The 18738-nt window shown below is 46.2% G+C and carries 15 protein-coding genes; 6 read left to right on the forward strand and 9 right to left on the reverse strand.

The features are described from left to right. The first annotated feature begins 6 nt into the window (after nt 1-6). From OCU35_RS11170 to OCU35_RS11185, 4 genes are all read left to right on the forward strand, one after another. Nucleotides 7-1419 (forward strand): FAD-dependent oxidoreductase, encoded by a 1413-nt coding sequence (locus tag OCU35_RS11170; RefSeq protein ID WP_261825369.1) that lies wholly within the window; start codon nt 7-9, stop codon nt 1417-1419. 9 nt (nt 1420-1428) lie between these two features. Beyond that, complete coding sequence (locus OCU35_RS11175) at nt 1429-1854, forward strand: DUF1499 domain-containing protein (RefSeq protein WP_017243581.1); 426 nt, start codon at nt 1429-1431, stop codon at nt 1852-1854. Nucleotides 1855-1967: 113 nt separating this feature from the next. After that, nucleotides 1968-2669 (forward strand): 5'-methylthioadenosine/S-adenosylhomocysteine nucleosidase, encoded by a 702-nt coding sequence (mtnN, locus tag OCU35_RS11180; protein ID WP_017026860.1) that lies wholly within the window; start codon nt 1968-1970, stop codon nt 2667-2669. After that, nucleotides 2669-3283, forward strand: coding sequence for a trimeric intracellular cation channel family protein (locus OCU35_RS11185; RefSeq protein WP_017243583.1), 615 nt, complete (start codon nt 2669-2671; stop codon nt 3281-3283). The genes mtnN and OCU35_RS11185 overlap by 1 nt, the downstream gene beginning before the upstream one ends. A gap of 36 nt (nt 3284-3319) precedes the next feature. On the opposite strand, the gene OCU35_RS11190 is transcribed toward OCU35_RS11185, so the two are convergent. Then, nucleotides 3320-4723: an IS4 family transposase gene (locus OCU35_RS11190; protein WP_261825301.1), complete on the reverse strand. Its 1404-nt coding sequence runs from the start codon at nt 4721-4723 to the stop codon at nt 3320-3322. Nucleotides 4724-4902: 179 nt separating this feature from the next. On the opposite strand from OCU35_RS11190, the gene OCU35_RS11195 reads away from it, so the two are divergent. Then, nucleotides 4903-5769 (forward strand): LysR family transcriptional regulator, encoded by an 867-nt coding sequence (locus OCU35_RS11195; protein WP_102322195.1) that lies wholly within the window; start codon nt 4903-4905, stop codon nt 5767-5769. On the opposite strand, the gene OCU35_RS11200 is transcribed toward OCU35_RS11195, so the two are convergent. The 6 genes from OCU35_RS11200 to secA all read right to left on the reverse strand — a co-directional run bounded on the left by OCU35_RS11200 (nt 5684) and on the right by secA (nt 15654). Next, nucleotides 5684-6478 (reverse strand): TSUP family transporter, encoded by a 795-nt coding sequence (locus OCU35_RS11200; protein WP_017026856.1) that lies wholly within the window; start codon nt 6476-6478, stop codon nt 5684-5686. The genes OCU35_RS11195 and OCU35_RS11200 overlap by 86 nt on opposite strands. A 218-nt stretch (nt 6479-6696) precedes the next feature. Next, nucleotides 6697-9927, reverse strand: a complete 3231-nt coding sequence (gene carB / locus OCU35_RS11205; protein ID WP_261825370.1) for a carbamoyl-phosphate synthase large subunit — start codon at nt 9925-9927, stop codon at nt 6697-6699. A gap of 16 nt (nt 9928-9943) precedes the next feature. Beyond that, nucleotides 9944-11101, reverse strand: coding sequence for a glutamine-hydrolyzing carbamoyl-phosphate synthase small subunit (gene carA, locus OCU35_RS11210; protein WP_017026854.1), 1158 nt, complete (start codon nt 11099-11101; stop codon nt 9944-9946). A gap of 459 nt (nt 11102-11560) precedes the next feature. After that, nucleotides 11561-12385 carry a 4-hydroxy-tetrahydrodipicolinate reductase gene (gene dapB / locus OCU35_RS11215; protein ID WP_261825371.1) on the reverse strand — a complete coding sequence of 275 codons (825 nt, stop codon included), beginning with the start codon at nt 12383-12385 and terminating at the stop codon, nt 11561-11563. 57 nt (nt 12386-12442) lie between these two features. Then, nucleotides 12443-12850: an 8-oxo-dGTP diphosphatase MutT gene (mutT, locus tag OCU35_RS11220; RefSeq protein ID WP_261825372.1), complete on the reverse strand. Its 408-nt coding sequence runs from the start codon at nt 12848-12850 to the stop codon at nt 12443-12445. A 77-nt stretch (nt 12851-12927) separates the two neighbouring features. Further along, nucleotides 12928-15654 carry a preprotein translocase subunit SecA gene (gene secA, locus OCU35_RS11225; RefSeq protein WP_017026851.1) on the reverse strand — a complete coding sequence of 909 codons (2727 nt, stop codon included), beginning with the start codon at nt 15652-15654 and terminating at the stop codon, nt 12928-12930. A gap of 283 nt (nt 15655-15937) precedes the next feature. Between secA and OCU35_RS11230 the strand changes: the two genes are divergently transcribed. Further along, a complete protein-coding gene (locus tag OCU35_RS11230) occupies nt 15938-16393 on the forward strand; it encodes a DUF721 domain-containing protein (RefSeq protein ID WP_261825373.1) in 456 nt (151 codons plus the stop codon). Nucleotides 16394-16496: 103 nt separating this feature from the next. Here the strand turns inward: OCU35_RS11230 and lpxC are convergent, their stop codons facing one another. Together lpxC and ftsZ are read right to left on the reverse strand one after the other, a co-directional pair. After that, a complete protein-coding gene (gene lpxC, locus OCU35_RS11235) occupies nt 16497-17414 on the reverse strand; it encodes a UDP-3-O-acyl-N-acetylglucosamine deacetylase (RefSeq protein WP_017026849.1) in 918 nt (305 codons plus the stop codon). Between the two features lie 93 nt (nt 17415-17507). Next, nucleotides 17508-18713: a cell division protein FtsZ gene (gene ftsZ, locus OCU35_RS11240; protein WP_261825374.1), complete on the reverse strand. Its 1206-nt coding sequence runs from the start codon at nt 18711-18713 to the stop codon at nt 17508-17510. Between the last annotated feature and the right edge of the window lie 25 nt (nt 18714-18738).

Here is an 18738-nt window from a genome sequence, read left to right on the forward strand (position 1 = left end):
TGAGTTATGAGTCAGAATGTTTATCAATTCATCGATGTAAGTCGTGTCGATCCGGCGAAGAAACCATTGAAGATCCGCAAGATAGAGTTTGTGGAGATCTATGAACCCTTTACCAAGCAGCAAGCCAGCGCGCAAGCTGATCGATGCCTAGATTGTGGTAATCCCTATTGTGAGTGGAAATGCCCCGTTCACAATTATATTCCTCAATGGCTAAAACTGGCCAATGAAGGACGCATTATAGAGGCGGCAGAGCTGTCTCATCAAACCAACTCTCTTCCAGAGGTGTGTGGGCGAGTCTGTCCTCAGGACAGATTATGTGAGGGTTCATGTACCCTAAACGATGAGTTTGGCGCAGTCACCATAGGCAACATAGAGAAATACATCAACGATAAAGCCTTTGAAATGGGCTGGAAGCCCGACATGTCCAATGTTGAATGGACAGACAAAACCGTCGCCATCATAGGTGCTGGACCAGCAGGATTAGCAGCAGCAGATATCTTGGTTCGCAATGGGGTTAAGGCTGTCGTTTATGACCGCTACCCTGAAATCGGCGGGCTTCTTACCTTCGGCATCCCCTCTTTTAAGCTGGAAAAAGAGGTGATGCAAAACCGACGCAAGATATTCACTGAAATGGGCGTTGAGTTTCAGCTCAATACAGAAGTCGGCAAAGACATTTCTATGGATGAACTCATCAAACAACATGACGCCGTCTTTTTAGGTGTTGGCACCTACAAGAATATCCGAGCGGGTTTGGACAATGAGGATGCCAATGGCGTTTATGATGCCCTGCCATTTTTGATCTCCAACACCTATGACGTTATGGGATTTGAGGACAAACACCCACTGGTCAGCATGCAAGATAAGCGAGTGGTTGTACTTGGTGGTGGCGATACGGCGATGGACTGTGTACGCACCTCCATTCGTCAAAATGCCAGCAATGTGATTTGTGCCTACCGCCGCGACGAAAAGAACATGCCCGGCTCACGACGTGAAGTGAAGAATGCGCGTGAAGAAGGCGTTGATTTTCAATTTAACCTGCAGCCTCTGGGAATCGAAGTCGATGACAATGGCAATGTCACCGGCGTCAAAGTAGTAAAAACCACCCTTGGTGAACCCGATGAAGCCGGCCGTCGCCGCCCTGTTGAGGTCGCTGGCAGTGAACACGTGTTAGCAGCGGATGCTGTGATTATGGCCTTTGGCTTTCAACCCCATGCCATGGACTGGTTAACACCTCATGGTGTTGATTTGGACCAATGGGGAAGAATTAAAGCCCCTGCCGATCAAGCCTTTGCGTTTCAAACCTCTAACAAGAAGATCTTCTCTGGCGGCGATGCCGTAAGAGGGTCTGATTTAGTGGTAACGGCTATTGATGAAGGTCGCAAGGCTGCTGATGGCATACTCGACTTCCTTGATGTATAGAGAGATAAGATGTTCAAAATATTCACATTAGCCTTAGTGGCAACAACGCTACTTGGCTGCAGTAATGGAGAGATAAGCATGCAAGACCGAAGTGCTCAGCCTTGTGGTGACAAACCCAATTGTGTATCAACGCAAGATAGCCGTGAAGAGTTTACGCTAGCGCCCTTTACGCTAACGGAAAATGCCAGCTTGGACGACATTGAAAAAGCGGCATTAAGTCTAGGACGCGCAAAGACCGCAGACAAAGAGCAGGACTATTTGCGGATCGAGTACACCAGCCGAGTATTCCGCTTTGTGGATGATCTTGAGCTTCGTATCGATGGTAACACGCTGATCGTTCGCTCGGAATCTCGCACTGGGCACTCGGATTTTGGGGTAAACCGCAAACGTGCTGACGCACTGCGTGAGGCACTGAAACAAGCAGGATTGATTTAATACCTAGCGGGTTAAAATACTCAGTGTGATTGGTATAAATCTCTCCTCCCTAAAACTCCTATGCTACAATCTCGCTCTATCTACATAGCTATATTGATCAGAGCGAGATTTTCATGAAAGTCGGCATTATCGGCGCGATGGAACAAGAAGTTGCCATCCTAAAACAATCTATCAACCAAATGAAAGAAGAGAAAAAAGGTGGCTGCACCTTCTTCTCTGGCGATATCGATGGTGTTGAAGTCGTTCTACTTCAATCGGGCATCGGTAAGGTGGCGGCAGCAGTAGGCACAACGCTACTGATCAGTGAACATCAACCTGACGTCATCATCAATACTGGCTCTGCGGGCGGCTTCGATTCGACACTAAACCTAGGTGATGTGATTATCTCCACAGAGGTTCGCCACCACGATGCCGATGTCACGGCATTTGGTTACGAAATTGGCCAAATGGCTAGCCAACCTGCGGCATTTAAAGCGGATGAGAAGCTGATCAATCTAGCGCAATCTGCACTGGATAAAATGGGCGACAAACACGCGGTCCATGGCCTAATTTGTACTGGCGACACCTTCGTATGCACAGCTGAAGCCCAGCAACGAATTCGTACAAACTTCCCTTCTGTTATTGCTGTAGAGATGGAAGCCTCTGCCATTGCACAGACCTGTCACCAATTTAACGTACCCTTTGTTGTCGTTCGCGCTATTTCTGATGTGGCAGACAAAGAGTCACCAATGAGCTTTGAAGAGTTCTTGCCGCTAGCAGCAGAAAGCTCGTCTGAGATGGTTCTTAACATGTTGTCATTGGTTAAAGCTGCATAATGAGCCTGCTGTACTTTATCGACCTGTTTGGTACCGCTATCTTTGCGATTTCTGGAGTACTGCTAGCAGGTCGATTGAGAATGGACCCTTTTGGGGTGATGGTTCTGGCATCGGTTACCGCCATTGGTGGCGGGACTATCCGCGATATGATGCTTGGTGCAACGCCGGTCTTTTGGATCGGCGATACCAGCTATATCTGGGTGATAATTATCACCAGCTTAATCACCATGCTGATTGTGCGACGCCCCAAACGCGTGGCTTGGTACCTACTCCCTGTATGTGATGCCATTGGTTTAGCCGCCTTCGTCGGCATTGGCGTTGAAAAAGCGTTGACCTACCAAGACTCTCACTTAATTGCAGTGATGATGGGCGTACTCACGGGATGTGGCGGTGGTATCCTGCGTGATATTCTCGCTCGCGAAATCCCCATGGTACTTCGTAGTGAAGTCTACGCCACAGCCTGTATGGCTGGAGGAAGCATGCACGTAGGCTTATTGATGCTTGGGCTGAGCTCTACCAGCGCCATGTTAGGCGGTATCGCGGTAACCCTATCCATACGCTTAGCCGCAATTCGTTGGCATTTGTCTTTGCCCACCTTTGCCCTTAATCGATAACACCTTGTAGCTTCTAGCTTCTAGCCTGTCTCTTGATCACAAGTCGAGTCCTTTGAGCATTTCATAGGATTCGACTAGTTGCATTAGCTGTAACCAGCCATCCCATAATGCTACAACTCCCACACGACCATTCCGTTTACTATCATGCCAGCGACCTAACTTGGCGAGGGCGTAATATCCCCAATGCAGTGAAGGGGGCTCTGTTGGTATTGGCTTAGTTTTGTGCGCCGCTTTCCATAGTATTTTCCAACTGACGTTACTGAAATAAACCGTGCATGGAATATTCTTCGCCTCTTCCTTGTTTTGCGTCAGTTCCCGTAACTGAAATAAACGTACTGCGATAAAGGCTTGAATAACGGCTACACGACGTAAATTATCACGACTTTGCATACGCAATCTTTCTACTTGTGTACCTTCTGATTTCCAGATTTTATGAAACTCCTCTATGCGCCACCTTAGTTCGTAGTAGCGAGCTATTTGACGAGCTTCTTCGGGAGTTGTCACTGGTTCGGTCGTATAAAGTACCCAGCGTAATTTACCTTTTTCGCCGTTGGGTTCGACTTCTTGGCAGACCACGGCATTTACAGTAATAGTGGCTTCTGCTTTAGCGCGTTGAGGCTTTTGCAACGTCACCGATGTATGACTCAATGCTATCGTTGCGGTTCGCGCTCGACGTCCACCTTTCTGTTGAATATCTATGGTGTAGTGAGCGCTTGGTTCAAGGGCATCGAGTACTGTAAAAAGCTTTTCATCAAAGCCGACTAAGCGTCGATTGTCGCTTGCTCGTACGACAAAACGGTGACCTTGACTGATTTGATAGTCTAGGTATTCGTACATATCCGCTTCGCGATCACAAACATCAATGACATTGTCGAGTGTTTCAAGTCGTGATGAGAGTTGTTCAACATTATGTTGCCATTTATAACTCTCTTTTTCGCTACGCTCTCTGCATTGTAATTGATGGGTTTGTTGTACTTGCTTACTTTGTCGGTACCAATAATGTTGATAAGCCAACCCAAGCACTTGTTCACTCTGAGCATCCAACATCAATGTGGAATGAGCATAGAGTGTTCGTCCTTTATTACTGTGGCGGGTGTCGCTCCCTGAATTGACTTCGCCGAGTTCTTCACAAACAGAATGGCGGTAGCTCAGACCAGTAGTATCTTGGAGTGCTAAGACTAAAGGGCGCTGACGAACTAACTCGTCAGTTTGAGTGTACCCAGCCTCAGCAATGGCTTCGGGGCTGATACTATCGTTACGAATGAAGCGGTAAGCACCTTCGATACTGGCAGGGTCATCACAAGAACGACTCACCGATTTACCAGCGTTTTTAGCTAGATCACTGGCTACTTTAACCAGGCGGTTAGTGCGACGAGGATCGCCAAGCTGTGCACGACCAAAAATAAATTCAGCCCAGTGCTCAGAGTTGGAAGTAAACATAGAAAGTGTGACCTAATAAGCTAAAAGAAGTATTAGATCACACTGAGATTAGATAACAAGACTTGTGTATGAAAGTCAGGCTTCTAGCTTCTAGCTTCTAGCTTCTAGATTCTAGCTTGTGGCTTGTAGCTGATAGCACTACACTGTCAGCTATCTATTCCACATTTTCACGACTGAGCATGCTACTCGAAGGTATAGAAACACTGTTGGTGTTAAATAAAGAAAAAACCATGAGCCGCACTGGCTCTCAGCTTTATATTAGCCAATCAGCCGTAAGCAAACGCATTGCGAATCTTGAAAAGAAGTTAGACAAAAAGTTAGTTGAACCCGACGGCAGACTCATTCGCTTAACGCCAGCGGCTGAGGCGCTAATTCGCAATGTCGGCCCTACTTTTATTGAGCTGCAAGGCCTAATCAGTGATGAGCAAACCCTATCATCCGATGCCATCATCAAAATGGACTGCTCAGAAACCTTGTTATCAGGTTACCTGTCTACTCAAATAGAGTATTTTCGGGCAGTAGATAGAGCCCTATCTATCACCACCAACCATACCCCAAGAATCGTAGAGAATGTACAGTCAGGAAGAGCGACATTAGGCTTGTGTGCAGGATACCTACCCAAACGCCATGGCTTAAAAACCTTCCATCTATTTGATGAACCTTTCTTTGTGGTCAGTGGTAATCATTTAACTGAGTTGCCCACAGGACTTATCTGCAACGATCTGACCAACCCCGCTAATACCTATCAATTGGAATTTTTGAGTGTGCTTGGGGTATCCCCATTAATGGAGATGGACTCTTATACTGCGGCGGCTAGACTTGCGCTGGGCGGGCTTGCTCCCGCCCTGATCCCTCAATCAATCATTAAGACACTCAACATTGCCTCGCAACACATATTTGAGTTTAAAGAACTGCAGTCATTAGTGCGTCCTGTTCACCTTTGTGTTCGCGCCAAATCACTTAAAAATGAAAGAGTAAAAACACTGATTGAAACCATTGCTGATGCTGTTCCCAGAGCAGCTTCAGAGCCATCGTCATTGACATAAAGATCACCAATGGGCGAATCCATTTTTGCCCCTTAGATACCACCACCTTAGCGCCAAATCGAGCACCGATAAATCCGCCAACAGCCATGACTAGACCTATTTCCCAAATAGGTAGACCCGCTAAAATAAAGAAGGTCAGCGCGGCAATATTTGAGGTAAAGTTCAATACCTTGGTTCTAGCGGTCGCATCCACTAATGAGAAATGCCCAATAGCCACAAAGCAAACCGTAAAGATTGAGCCTGTGCCAGGTCCGAAGAAACCATCATAAAAGCCAACGCCACCGCCGATCATCAAGGCAAACATCGCCTCAGACATTGTCTGTTTACCGGCCGATGCACGCGTCTGCGGTGCCAGTAAAAAATACAGGGAAATCAAAATCAGTAACGCAGGGATAAGGCTGGTTAAAAGGCTAGCATCAATATACTGTACTGCTTCTGCGCCGATTGCCGCACCAATAAAGGTACACCCAATGGCAAGGCGCATCTCTTTTAGGTTAACCAAACCGTTACGAACAAAATAAAAGCTAGCAGAGAAACTGCCAAATGAGCTCTGAAGTTTATTCGTAGCAAGGGCTTGCGTTGGGGGTACACCTGCCGCCAATAGAGCTGGCAGTGTCAAAAGCCCGCCCCCCCCTGCCATAGCGTCGATAAACCCCGCTATGCCGGCAACAAAGAATAGAAATGTAAGAACCTCGAAGCTGACTTCCATGTTTAGGGGACCATATAATAATGTTAGGGCGCTACAGTATCATTGTGACTAACGTCACAATAGCGAATTCTGCGCAAGCAACTCATTCCAAGAATTCATCAATGCAATAATTCATCAAGGCAAAAACGACAAACAGAAAAAAGCCCGCATAAAGCGGGCAAATGAGGTTGTCATGGCAGAGGCTATACCCCCGCCTATTTATTATTTTTAAATCGTTGTTACGCTAGGCTAGATTTAACCTTTGCATGCAGTTCTTGTACTGAGGTTACGCTAGTCTTAGCGTCCGCAGTGTGACCCATGCAAGTAGCAAATGCTGCGTTTAGCGTTGTAGTGTAGTTCACCTTCTCAGCTAGAGCGCCACGACGAAGTACCTTAGAGTCTTCAATCGCTTGACGGCCAGCAGCAGTGTTCACGATGTAGGTGTACTCATTGTTCTTGATACGGTCAAGAATATGAGGACGACCTTCGTGTACCTTGTTCACAAGACGCGGGTTAATACCAGCTTCACCAAGGATTACTGCAGTGCCGTGAGTAGCATCTAATTGGTAGCCAAGCTTAGTTAGCTTAGAGGCTAGGTCAACGACGCGCTCTTTGTCACCTTCACGAACAGAAAGAAGCGCACGGCCACCTTCAGGGTACACATTGCCACAACCCAATTCAGCTTTAGCGTAAGCCTCGGCAAACGTTGCACCAACACCCATAACCTCACCAGTAGAGCGCATTTCTGGGCCCAATAGTGGGTCAACACCAGGGAACTTGTTGAACGGTAGTACCACTTCTTTCACTGAGTAGTATGGTGGAATGATCTCTTTAGTGAAGCCTTGAGCTTCTAGAGATTGACCCGCCATTACGCGTGCTGCAATTTTAGCAATTGGAGCACCCGTCGCTTTAGAGACGAACGGTACAGTACGCGCTGCACGAGGGTTAACCTCGATTAGGTACACTTCGTTGTTCTTAACCGCAAACTGAGTATTCATTAGGCCACGAACACCTAGCTCAAACGCTAGCTTTTCTACTTGCTCACGCATCACATCTTGGATTTCTTGGCTTAGGGTGTAAGCCGGAAGTGAACATGCTGAGTCACCTGAGTGAACACCCGCTTGCTCGATGTGCTCCATGATACCGCCGATTACAACGCGCTCACCATCACAGATGGCATCAACGTCTACTTCAACAGCGTCATCTAGGAAGCTATCAAGCAGTACTGGAGATTCGTTTGATACGCTAACTGCTTCGTTGAAGTAGCGACGTAGGTCTTGCTCGTCGTATACGATTTCCATCGCACGACCACCCAATACGTAAGAAGGACGTACAACCAGTGGGAAGCCGATTTCACGAGATTTCTCTACCGCTTGCTCCATTGTTGTTACTGTTGCGTTTTCTGGCTGAAGTAGGCCTAGACGGTCTACAGCAACTTGGAAACGCTCACGGTCTTCTGCACGGTCGATAGCATCAGGGCTAGTACCGATGATAGGTACGCCTGCAGCTTCAAGAGCACGCGCCAGTTTCAATGGTGTTTGACCACCGTACTGAACGATAACGCCTTTTGGCTTCTCAACACGAGCGATGGCTAATACGTCTTCCAGAGTTACTGGTTCGAAGTACAGACGATCTGATGTGTCGTAGTCAGTAGAAACGGTCTCAGGGTTACAGTTAACCATGATAGTTTCGTAGCCATCTTCACGCAGTGCTAGAGAGGCGTGAACACAGCAGTAGTCAAATTCAATACCTTGGCCGATACGGTTTGGACCGCCGCCTAGAATCATGATCTTGTCTTTGTCTGTTGGGTTTGCTTCACACTCTTCATCGTAAGACGAGTACATGTAAGCAGTATCAGACGAGAATTCAGCAGCACAAGTATCAACACGCTTGTAAACAGGGTGAATGTCATACTGGTCGCGTAGGCGACGAATTTCGCTTTCAGATACACCTAGTAGCTTAGATAGGCGAGCATCGGCAAAGCCTTTACGCTTCAATTGGTTTAGAGCGTCTTTGTTCAAGCCAGCAAAGCCGTTTGCTTTCACTTGTTGCTCTAGTTTCACTAGGTCTTCAATTTGAACTAGGAACCAACGGTCAATTTGCGTTAGGTTAAATACGCCATCTACAGACATACCAGCACGGAATGCATCCGCGATGTACCAAATACGCTCAGCGCCAGCTTCTTTTAGCTCGTGACGGATCTTAGTCAATGCGTCAGGAGCATCTAGGTCAACCATCTCATCAAAACCAGTCGCGCCAACTTCTAGGCCACGCAGTGCTTTCTGTAGAGACTCTTGTTGGTTACGACCAATCGCCATAACCTCACCAACAGACTTCATCTGTGTGGTTAGACGGTCGTTAGCACCTGCAAATTTCTCGAAGTTAAAGCGAGGAATCTTAGTCACTACGTAGTCGATTGTTGGTTCGAATGATGCTGGAGTTGCGCCACCAGTGATGTCATTCATTAGCTCGTCCAGAGTAAAGCCTACAGCCAGTTTCGCTGCAATCTTAGCGATTGGGAAACCTGTTGCTTTAGATGCTAGAGCTGAAGAGCGAGATACACGTGGGTTCATCTCGATGATAACCATACGGCCATCTTTCGGGTTGATACCAAACTGTACGTTTGAACCACCTGTCTCTACACCAATCTCACGAAGTACTGCAAGAGACGCGTTACGCATCAATTGGTACTCTTTATCCGTTAGGGTTTGAGCTGGTGCTACTGTGATTGAGTCACCGGTGTGGATGCCCATTGGGTCGAAGTTTTCAATCGCACATACGATGATGCAGTTGTCCGCTTTGTCGCGAACCACTTCCATCTCGTACTCTTTCCAACCGATTAGAGATTCATCGATAAGAAGCTCGTTTGTCGGAGATAGGTCCAGACCACGACGACAGATCTCTTCAAATTCTTCTTTGTTGTACGCAATACCGCCACCAGTACCGCCCATAGTGAACGATGGACGAATGATACAAGGGAAGCCTACCATGTCTAAAACTTTGTAAGCTTCTTCCATAGTTTTCGCTGTATCAGCCGTTGGGCACTCAAGACCAATTGATTTCATCGCTTTATCGAAGCGAGAGCGGTCTTCTGCTTTATCAATCGCATCAGCCGTTGCGCCGATCATTTCTACGTCAAACTCAGCAAGTACGCCATGCTTTTCAAGGTCTAGTGCACAGTTAAGTGCCGTCTGGCCACCCATGGTAGGTAGGACTGCATCTGGGCGTTCTTTAGCGATGATGTTACGTACTACTTCCCACTGGATTGGTTCGATGTATGTTGCATCGGCCATGTCCGGGTCAGTCATGATAGTTGCTGGGTTTGAGTTAACTAGAATTACTCGGTAGCCTTCTTCACGAAGTGCTTTACACGCTTGTGCGCCAGAGTAGTCAAACTCACACGCCTGACCGATTACGATCGGGCCAGCACCTAAAATTAGAATGCTTTTAATGTCATTACGTTTTGGCATTTTTCTCTACTCCAACTTACGCTTTGTCTTGCTTGTTAGAAGCAAACTGGTTAATCAGGTCAATGAAATGGTCAAATAGCGGCGCTGCGTCGTGTGGACCTGGGCTCGCTTCTGGGTGACCTTGGAAGCTAAATGCTGGCTTATCAGTGCGATGAATACCCTGCAAAGAGCCATCAAATAGTGATTTGTGCGTTGCGCGTAAGTTAGCTGGTAGTGTTTCTTCATCAGCAGCAAAGCCGTGGTTCTGAGAAGTAATCATCACTACATCGCGATCTAGGTCTTTAACAGGATGGTTGGCACCGTGGTGACCAAACTTCATCTTCACTGTTTTAGCACCAGAAGCCAAAGCTAGGATTTGGTGACCCAGGCAGATACCGAAAATAGGTAAGCCTTTGTCTAGGAAAGTCTGTGTTGCTTCAATGGCGTAAGTACACGGTGCAGGGTCACCAGGGCCATTCGAAAGGAATACGCCATCTGGGTTCATTGCCAGTACTTCTTCCGCTGAGGTTTCAGCAGGAACGACGGTTAGGCGGCAGCCACGGTCAACGAGCATGCGCAGGATGTTGCGTTTTGCACCGAAGTCGTAGGCAACAACGTGATATGGCAGTTCTGAGTCATCTTTCGCTTCTGGAAGACCACCCGTGAGCGTCCACGAACCTTGTTTCCATTGGTACGCTTCTTTTGTAGTAACCTCTTTCGCAAGATCCATTCCTTTTAGGCCAGGGAATTCTTTTGCTTTAGCTAGCGCTAGAGCTTCGTCAAGGTTGTTACCAGCAACAACACAACCGTTCTGTGCACCTTTCTCACGTAGAATACGCGTTAGTTTACGCGTATCGATGTCTGCAATGCCGACAATGTTTTGAGACTTAAGGTAATCAGAAAGGGTTTGTTCGTTGCGGAAGTTAGAAGCTATAAGAGGGAGATCGCGAATCACAAGGCCTTGAGCGTGGATTGAAGTAGATTCTTCATCTTCGGAATTGGTTCCGGTGTTGCCAATGTGAGGGTAAGTAAGAGTAACGATCTGTTGAGAATAGGAAGGATCAGTAAGAATTTCTTGGTACCCCGTCATCGAGGTATTAAAAACAACTTCTCCAACGGCAGAGCCTTCAGCTCCAATCGCTACACCACGGAACACAGTCCCATCTTCAAGGACCAATATTGCTGGCTTATTCAAGACAACCTCCAAACAAATAAATATGCGAAATTAATAAATTAAATTTCAAGTACCTGACTCTATGTAGAGGCAGATCACATTTGCTGAACTCAGACAAATTGGCGGCATTTTAAAGATGCAGCGCAAAATTGTCAAATAAATGACAGATAAAAACTAAACTTTTTAACTATCATATGTAATTTACTATATGAAACCGGTAAAACTTAAGCTTAACCCTACTTTCTTAGTGTAAAAATAGCAGAAGCTTTATCGGTTGCTCTGATTTTGCTCACATCGCTGTGAAAATGCGATCCAAAAAAAATAGCAATCGTTAACCTAGCCAGTTAATCACCACAAATACACACCTTTACATCAATTACACGCGAAACACCCAAAAACACAATTAAACCTTACAGAAAATCGCTTATAAGCGGCCGTAAAATTTAAGCAAAAAAAACGCCAGCAAATGCTGGCGTTTTTTTAGATATTATTCAAATCGAGCACATCGGTCATGCTATACAAACCTGCTGGTTTGCTCCCTAACCAAAGGGCTGCTCTTATTGCACCATTGGCAAATGTCATTCTATCGGTTGCCTTGTGAGTGATTTCTACTCGCTCACCCACATCTGCAAACATCGCAGTGTGCTCACCGACAATATCGCCAGCTCGGATAGTGGCAAAGCCAATCTCATCACGGGTTCTTTCGCCCGTGATGCCTTCGCGCGCATAGACTGCAACATCTGAAAGTTCATTGCCCATAGCATTGGCGATAGCTTCACCCATACCAATTGCTGTGCCTGATGGAGCATCGACTTTATGACGGTGATGCGCTTCTACAATTTCAATATCCGTGTAATCACCCATAACCTTGGCTGCTTTTTCAAGAAGCTTAAAGACTAGGTTAACGCCCACACTGAAGTTTGGCGCCATAACAATAGAAACGTCTTTAGCGTATTCACTGATCTGTTGCTTTTGAGACTCTGTAAAGCCCGTCGTTCCAATGACAATTGCCTTACCATGCTCTTTACACAACTCTAGGTTCGCTAACGTATTTTCTGGTGCGGTAAAGTCAACAATTACGTCAAATTCATCGACAACCTTGCTGAAGTCATCCACTAATGCGACATCAAGCTTTCCTTCACCACTTAACTCACCAACATCAACACCAATCAAAGAAGATTGTGGACGTTCATTGGCTGCTCCAAGGGTTGTTTGCTCCATGACATTTGTTGCTTTAACCAAGTTACGGCCCATACGGCCTGCCGCTCCGGCAACTGCTATTCGCACCACTACGCTAGTCTCCATTATATAAAGCTGGGGGTAACTTAATGTATCTGAATCACACTTTGGAATCCAGCCAATTCACATTTCCTCGCAAAAGTGTTGGATCACCGCTTGTACTACTGGAACGTTTGCTTCTGGGAAGGTGTAATTAGCTAGGTCAGGCACTGCAACCCACTGCCCTAGTTGCCCCTCTTTACCATAAGGCTTGCCTTCAAAGCTATGGATCAACAGGAAATCAAAGCTCAGCGACTTGTCTGTATAGTCAAAATCAAAATGCTGGAATGACTCACTGTGTAAACCTTGAATACCGATCTCTTCGAACAGCTCTCTTTCTATTGCGTCACTGACAGATTCATTATCTTCTACTTTCCCACCGGGAAACTCCCAGAAGCCACCTTTGTGGGCATTATCAGGACGCTTTGTTATATAAACTTGTGTCTTTTCTGGATTAAAGATGATTCCAGCAACGATATGTACTCTTTTCATTTGATCTCCTTTTCAGGCAAAAAAAGAGCCGCTTACGCGACTCTTCTTAGTGTATCCATAATTACTTAATTGAATAATTAAGCAATTTTACCGTGACACTGTTTGTACTTCTTACCAGAACCACATGGGCAAGGTTCGTTACGACCCACCTTTTGCTCATTGCGAACTGGAGCTTGAGCTGCAGCTTCAGGCTGCTCATCATCCGCTAACTGGCTTTCAGCTGTTTGATGCTGAGCTTGCGCCATACGTGCAGCCGCTTCCGCTTGAGCTTGACGCTGAGCTTCCATACGCTCAACTTCTTCTTGCTGCTGTACTCGAACCTTACTAAGGATAGTAATCACGTCTGTCTTAAGGGTCTCTAGTAGGCCTTCAAACAGCTCAAATGACTCACGCTTATATTCTTGTTTCGGGTTCTTCTGTGCATAGCCACGTAGGTGGATACCCTGACGTAGATGATCCATCGCCGCCAAGTGCTCTTTCCAAAGTCCGTCAAGAGACTGCAACATGACAGATTTTTCAAAGTTACGTAGCACAGATGCGCCAACCACTTCTTCTTTCTGCTTGTACACTTCAACTGCAGTGTTCAGAATCTTCTCACGCAATGCTTCTTCATAAAGCTTGTCGTCTTCGTCTAGCCAAGTTTGAATTGGTAGGTCTAGATCGAAATCTGACTTCATACGCTTCTCTAGGCCTTCGATATCCCACATCTCTTCTAGAGACTGAGGCTGAATGTATTCGTTAATTGTGCTATCAACCACATCTTCACGGTTCTGCTCAATCATCACGCTGATGTCATCAACTTCCATCAACTCGTCACGCAGTTCGTAAACCACTTTACGTTGATCGTTGGCAACATCATCGTACTCAAGTAGCTGCTTACGAATATCAAAGTTACGGCCTTCAACCTTACGCTGTGCCTTTTCAATGGAGCGAGAAAGCATCTTGCTCTCGATAGCTTCACCTTCATCCATGCCTGACTGAATCAAGCCAGCCATACGCTCTGAAGTGAAGATACGTAGCAATGAATCTTCCATTGATAGGTAGAAGCGAGATGAACCTGCATCACCCTGACGACCAGAACGACCACGTAGCTGGTTATCGATACGACGAGATTCGTGACGTTCAGTACCAATGATGTGCAAGCCACCAGACTCTAGTACCGCGTCATGAACTTGTTTCCACTCTTGTCGGATCTTCTCAACTTGCTCTTCAGATGGATTGTCTAGCGCTTCAACTTCCGCTTTCCAGTTACCACCTAGCACGATATCGGTACCACGACCGGCCATGTTGGTTGCGATAGTTACCGCACCTGGCATACCTGCGCTAGCAACGATTTCTGCTTCACGTTCGTGGAATTTCGCATTCAGAACGTTGTGCTTGATCTTCGCTTCTTTCAAAGCATTAGAAAGGAGCTCTGATTTTTCGATAGAGACAGTACCCACCAATGATGGCTGTCCCGCCTCTACACGCTCTTTGATATCTTCGATAATAGCGGCAAATTTCTCTGCCTCTGTACGATAAACCACATCAGGCATATCGTTACGAACCATAGGCTTGTTGGTTGGGATAACCACTGTTTCTAGGCCGTAGATAGACTGGAACTCAAATGCTTCAGTATCTGCAGTACCTGTCATACCCGATAGTTTGTCGTATAGACGGAAGTAGTTCTGGAAGGTAATCGATGCCAACGTCTGGTTTTCGTTTTGGATCTTAACACCTTCTTTTGCTTCAACAGCTTGGTGAAGACCTTCAGACCAGCGACGACCAGGCATAGTACGACCCGTGTGCTCATCAACGATAACCACTTCGCCTTCTTCATTCACGATGTAATCAACGTTGCGTTCAAACAATACATGCGCGCGAAGTGCTGCGTTTACGTGGTGAAGTAGGCTGATGTTAGTCGGAGAGTAAAGGGTATCACCCTCTTCCATCAGACCGTTCTTAACCATGAGTTCTTCGACGAACTCTTGGCCGGTCTCAGTTAGGTAAACTTGCTTAGATTTCTCATCCAGAGTGTAGTGACCATCGCCACGGTACTCTTCGCTATCTTCTTTATCTTGTATCTCAAGATGTGGAATTAGCGTGTTAATGCGAGTGTAAAGGTCTGAACTGTCTTCTGCAGGACCAGAAATGATAAGCGGAGTTCGAGCTTCATCGATAAGGATGGAGTCAACCTCATCCACTACTGCAAAGAAACGCTCGCGTTGCACGCGGTCTTCGCTGCGAAACGCCATGTTGTCACGTAGGTAATCGAAACCAAACTCGTTGTTTGTTCCGTATAGGATATCGGCTTGGTAGGCTTCTTTCTTCGCTGGAGGTGCCATGTTTGGCACGTTCACACCTACTGTCATTCCAAGGAATTCAAATAGTGGACGGTTAGTCTCAGCATCACGGCTCGCCAAGTAGTCGTTCACAGTAACGATGTGAACGCCTTTGCCAGTTAGGGCGTTTAGGTATGCCGGTAGTGTTGCCGTTAGCGTCTTACCCTCACCAGTACGCATCTCTGCAATCTGACTGTTATTTAGTACCATACCACCAATAAGCTGTACGTCGAAGTGACGCATGCCGTACACACGCTTTGATGCTTCACGTACGGTTGCAAATGCATGAGGTAGTAACTGCTCTAGAGTTTCTCCTTGCTCTAGACGCTGACGGAACTCAACCGTTTTGGCTTTTAGTTCTTCGTCACTTAGCTTTTCGTAATCTGGTTCGTAGCTATTGATCTCTTTAACGATCTTACGAAGACGGCGAAGAGTACGGTCGTTTCGACTGCCAATTACCTTTGTCAGTAGCTTAGTTATCATTGTTATCGTTTCTCTTGTTGTGGGATCTCAAGATCCCAAATACTTGTTCAGCTTGTCTATCTATTAAGCGAGTGCTAATTATATTGAGTTCAAAGCAAGCAATTTCAAGCTTCAAGCTAGATTTAATGCGTTCTAGTGTATGAAATTTTGAAGTTATCCACCATTAGAAACTGGTTTAGTTTGAACAAGCTTCTACTTTTTCCTTTGTATTGACTAAAGATAAAGCGAATCAAAGGCGAAGGCGTGATAAAATTACCCTGTTATCTGTCATTAAGGCATAGCCGTGCGAGACCATAGACCTACACTTACTGAAGACGTTATCAAGAATACCAAGCTTGGTTCAATCCAAGAGCATGCTGCTACCATCAGTAAGTTAAATAACAGCATTCTTGATTTGCTACCAAAGGAAATCAGGCGTTATTGTCGCGTGGCAAACTGTCGTGGTAGCCAGTTAATCTTAGAGGTCGCCAATGCATCGATCATGATGAAGCTAAACTATGACCGTTTGTATCTACTATCTCAATTGAGACAACAAGGTTTTGCTCGCCTTATAAATATCGAAGTAAAGGTGTGTCCCGATCTCTATAAAAGCGATCAATTGTTCGTCGCAGAAAAAAAAGCCCCTTCTCGTCCTCCGCTATCACAAGCCACAGCGGATAATCTGAACATGTTGGCCGAAATGGCTCCGGACAAAATCAGGCAGCGACTACAGAATATCGCTAAACTCGCAGAGAAATAGGTTCTCAGCTATCAGCTATCAGCTATCAGCTATCAGCTAGGAAATTAGATACAAAAAAAGCAGCCAATGGCTGCTTTTTTATTAGAACGCTTTTACGTAGCGATTACGCTAGAACCATGTTTGGTTCAGCGAATGCCACTGGTGAGCCTGCTTCTTCTTCGAAGGTTGCCCATTCCCATGCTTCTTGGTCAGCAAGAACTGCACGAAGAAGTTGGTTATTTAGACCGTGGCCTGATTTAAATGCACGTAATTCACCCACGATAGGAGAACCACACATATACATATCACCAATAGCATCAAGTACTTTGTGAGTCACAAACTCGTTAGAGAAACGTAAACCGTCTTCGTTAAGAATTCGGTATTCGTCCAATACGATTGCACAGTCAAAGCTACCGCCTAGACATAGATTTTGAGACTGAAGGTACTCAATATCACGCATGAAACCAAAAGTACGAGCGCGAGAGATCTCTTTTACGAATGACTTCGAAGAGAAATCGAATAGCATATGCTGCTCATCTGAATCGATCGCCGGGTGTTCGAACTCGATCTCAAAATCCAGGCGGAAACCGTCATAAGGAACAAGTTCTGCCCACTTATCACCGTCTTCTACGCGAACTGGTTTCTTGATACGAATGAAACGCTTAGCTGCGTTTTGCACCTCGATACCTGCTGATTGTAGCAAGTATACGAATGGGCTAGCACTACCATCCATAATAGGGATTTCAGGTGCGTCTACCTCGATAATAATATTATCGATACCCATACCAGCAAGCGCGGCATTCAAGTGCTCAACGGTAGAAATGCGCACGCCTTCATCGTTAACAAGAGCAGTACAAAGCATTGTATCGCGCACAGAGTTAGCGTCCGCAGGGAAATCCACTGCAGGTTCTAGATCTGTTCTACGGTATATAACACCTGTGTTTGTTGCCGCTGGGCGAAGCGTTAATGTCACTTTTCGCCCAGAGTGCAGACCCACTCCAGTTGTTTTGACAATCTCTTTTAAAGTACGCTGCCTAATCATGCAATACCTCTCATTAAAGCAAAGTTGCTAGCTGTTTATCAGCTTGGTCGCACATCCTACCAGTTTTTTGACAATTGTCAAAAAAACGAACAATTAGTCGGCTTGGTTGCGCAAAAACGCTGGTATATCTAGGTATGCGCTCTCAGTTTGACCTGAGTTTGCTACCTGCTGCCCCGCTCCACTCGCTGGGCGAGATGTTGCTGGTTCAGTTTTTGGCTTAACCGCTGCTGGTTGGATCTTCATCTCTGGTTCTACTTTTGTTGCCACGGCAACGCGAGGCTCAGGAGTCGCAACCGCTTTTGGCTTAGACGCTGCTCCAACCAAAGTAATCTCTGGCTTCTTCTCGTTGCCGATACCTGTTGCAACAACAGTTACACGGAATTCGTCAGACATATCAGGGTCTAGAGAAGTACCGATTACAACTGTAGCATTGTCAGACGCAAATGCCTTAACTGTGTTACCCACAATCTCGAACTCGTCCAGACGCATATCCATGCCAGCAGTGATGTTAACAAGAACACCACGTGCGCCAGCTAGGTCGATATCTTCTAGTAGAGAGTGTGAAATAGCGGCTTCTGCTGCTTCTTCTGCACGGTCTTCACCAGTAGATACGCCACTGCCCATCATAGCTTGACCCATTTCAGACATCACGGTGCGAACATCCGCGAAGTCGACGTTGATCATGCCAGGACGAGTAATCAATTCTGCAATACCTTGTACTGCATCTTTTAATACGTCATTTGCATAGCCGAACGCTTCTAAAAGGGTTACGTTGCGTCCGTACACCTTAAGTAGCTTTTCATTTGGAATCGTAATCAATGAATCAACATGCTTTGAAAGCTCTTCGATTCCTTGCTCTGCAAACGATAGGCGTTTTTTGCCTTCAAAACCAAATGGCTTTGTCACTACTGCTACTGTTAAAACGCCAAGTTCTTTGGCAATTTCTGCAATAACAGGGGCTGCGCCTGTACCTGTACCGCCACCCATACCAGCGGCGATGAATACCATATCGGCACCCGTTAGTATTTCTTTAATCGCTTCACGATCTTCAAGCGCCGAATCACGACCTACTTGTGGGTTCGCTCCGGCACCAAGACCTTTGGTGATATCTGTACCAATTTGAATAACTGAGCTAACGCTAGTTTTGCGTAGCGCCTGTGCATCGGTATTAACACTGATGAATTCTACGCCCTCGATGGACTCGCGCACCATATGTTCAACGGCATTACCGCCGCCACCGCCAACACCAACGACCTTAATTACGGCTTCGTCATTCATTTCCGTCATCGGTTCAAACATGTGCTTTCTCCGTTTTCCTGTCTAT

The organism is Vibrio breoganii, from assembly GCF_024346795.1.
Lineage (GTDB): Bacteria > Pseudomonadota > Gammaproteobacteria > Enterobacterales > Vibrionaceae > Vibrio > Vibrio breoganii.

What these genes read in the sequence shown, in the direction of transcription:
- OCU35_RS11170 (WP_261825369.1), top strand. Translation starts at nt 7, where the DNA reads ATGAGTCAGAATGTTTATCAATTCATCGATGTAAGTCGTGTCGATCCG.
- OCU35_RS11175 (WP_017243581.1), top strand. Translation starts at nt 1,429, where the DNA reads ATGTTCAAAATATTCACATTAGCCTTAGTGGCAACAACGCTACTTGGC.
- mtnN (WP_017026860.1), top strand. Translation starts at nt 1,968, where the DNA reads ATGAAAGTCGGCATTATCGGCGCGATGGAACAAGAAGTTGCCATCCTA.
- OCU35_RS11185 (WP_017243583.1), top strand. Translation starts at nt 2,669, where the DNA reads ATGAGCCTGCTGTACTTTATCGACCTGTTTGGTACCGCTATCTTTGCG.
- OCU35_RS11190 (WP_261825301.1), bottom strand. Translation starts at nt 4,723, where the DNA reads ATGTTTACTTCCAACTCTGAGCACTGGGCTGAATTTATTTTTGGTCGT.
- OCU35_RS11195 (WP_102322195.1), top strand. Translation starts at nt 4,903, where the DNA reads ATGCTACTCGAAGGTATAGAAACACTGTTGGTGTTAAATAAAGAAAAA.
- OCU35_RS11200 (WP_017026856.1), bottom strand. Translation starts at nt 6,478, where the DNA reads ATGGAAGTCAGCTTCGAGGTTCTTACATTTCTATTCTTTGTTGCCGGC.
- carB (WP_261825370.1), bottom strand. Translation starts at nt 9,927, where the DNA reads ATGCCAAAACGTAATGACATTAAAAGCATTCTAATTTTAGGTGCTGGC.
- dapB (WP_261825371.1), bottom strand. Translation starts at nt 12,385, where the DNA reads ATGGAGACTAGCGTAGTGGTGCGAATAGCAGTTGCCGGAGCGGCAGGC.
- mutT (WP_261825372.1), bottom strand. Translation starts at nt 12,850, where the DNA reads ATGAAAAGAGTACATATCGTTGCTGGAATCATCTTTAATCCAGAAAAG.
- secA (WP_017026851.1), bottom strand. Translation starts at nt 15,654, where the DNA reads ATGATAACTAAGCTACTGACAAAGGTAATTGGCAGTCGAAACGACCGT.
- lpxC (WP_017026849.1), bottom strand. Translation starts at nt 17,414, where the DNA reads ATGATTAGGCAGCGTACTTTAAAAGAGATTGTCAAAACAACTGGAGTG.
- ftsZ (WP_261825374.1), bottom strand. Translation starts at nt 18,713, where the DNA reads ATGTTTGAACCGATGACGGAAATGAATGACGAAGCCGTAATTAAGGTC.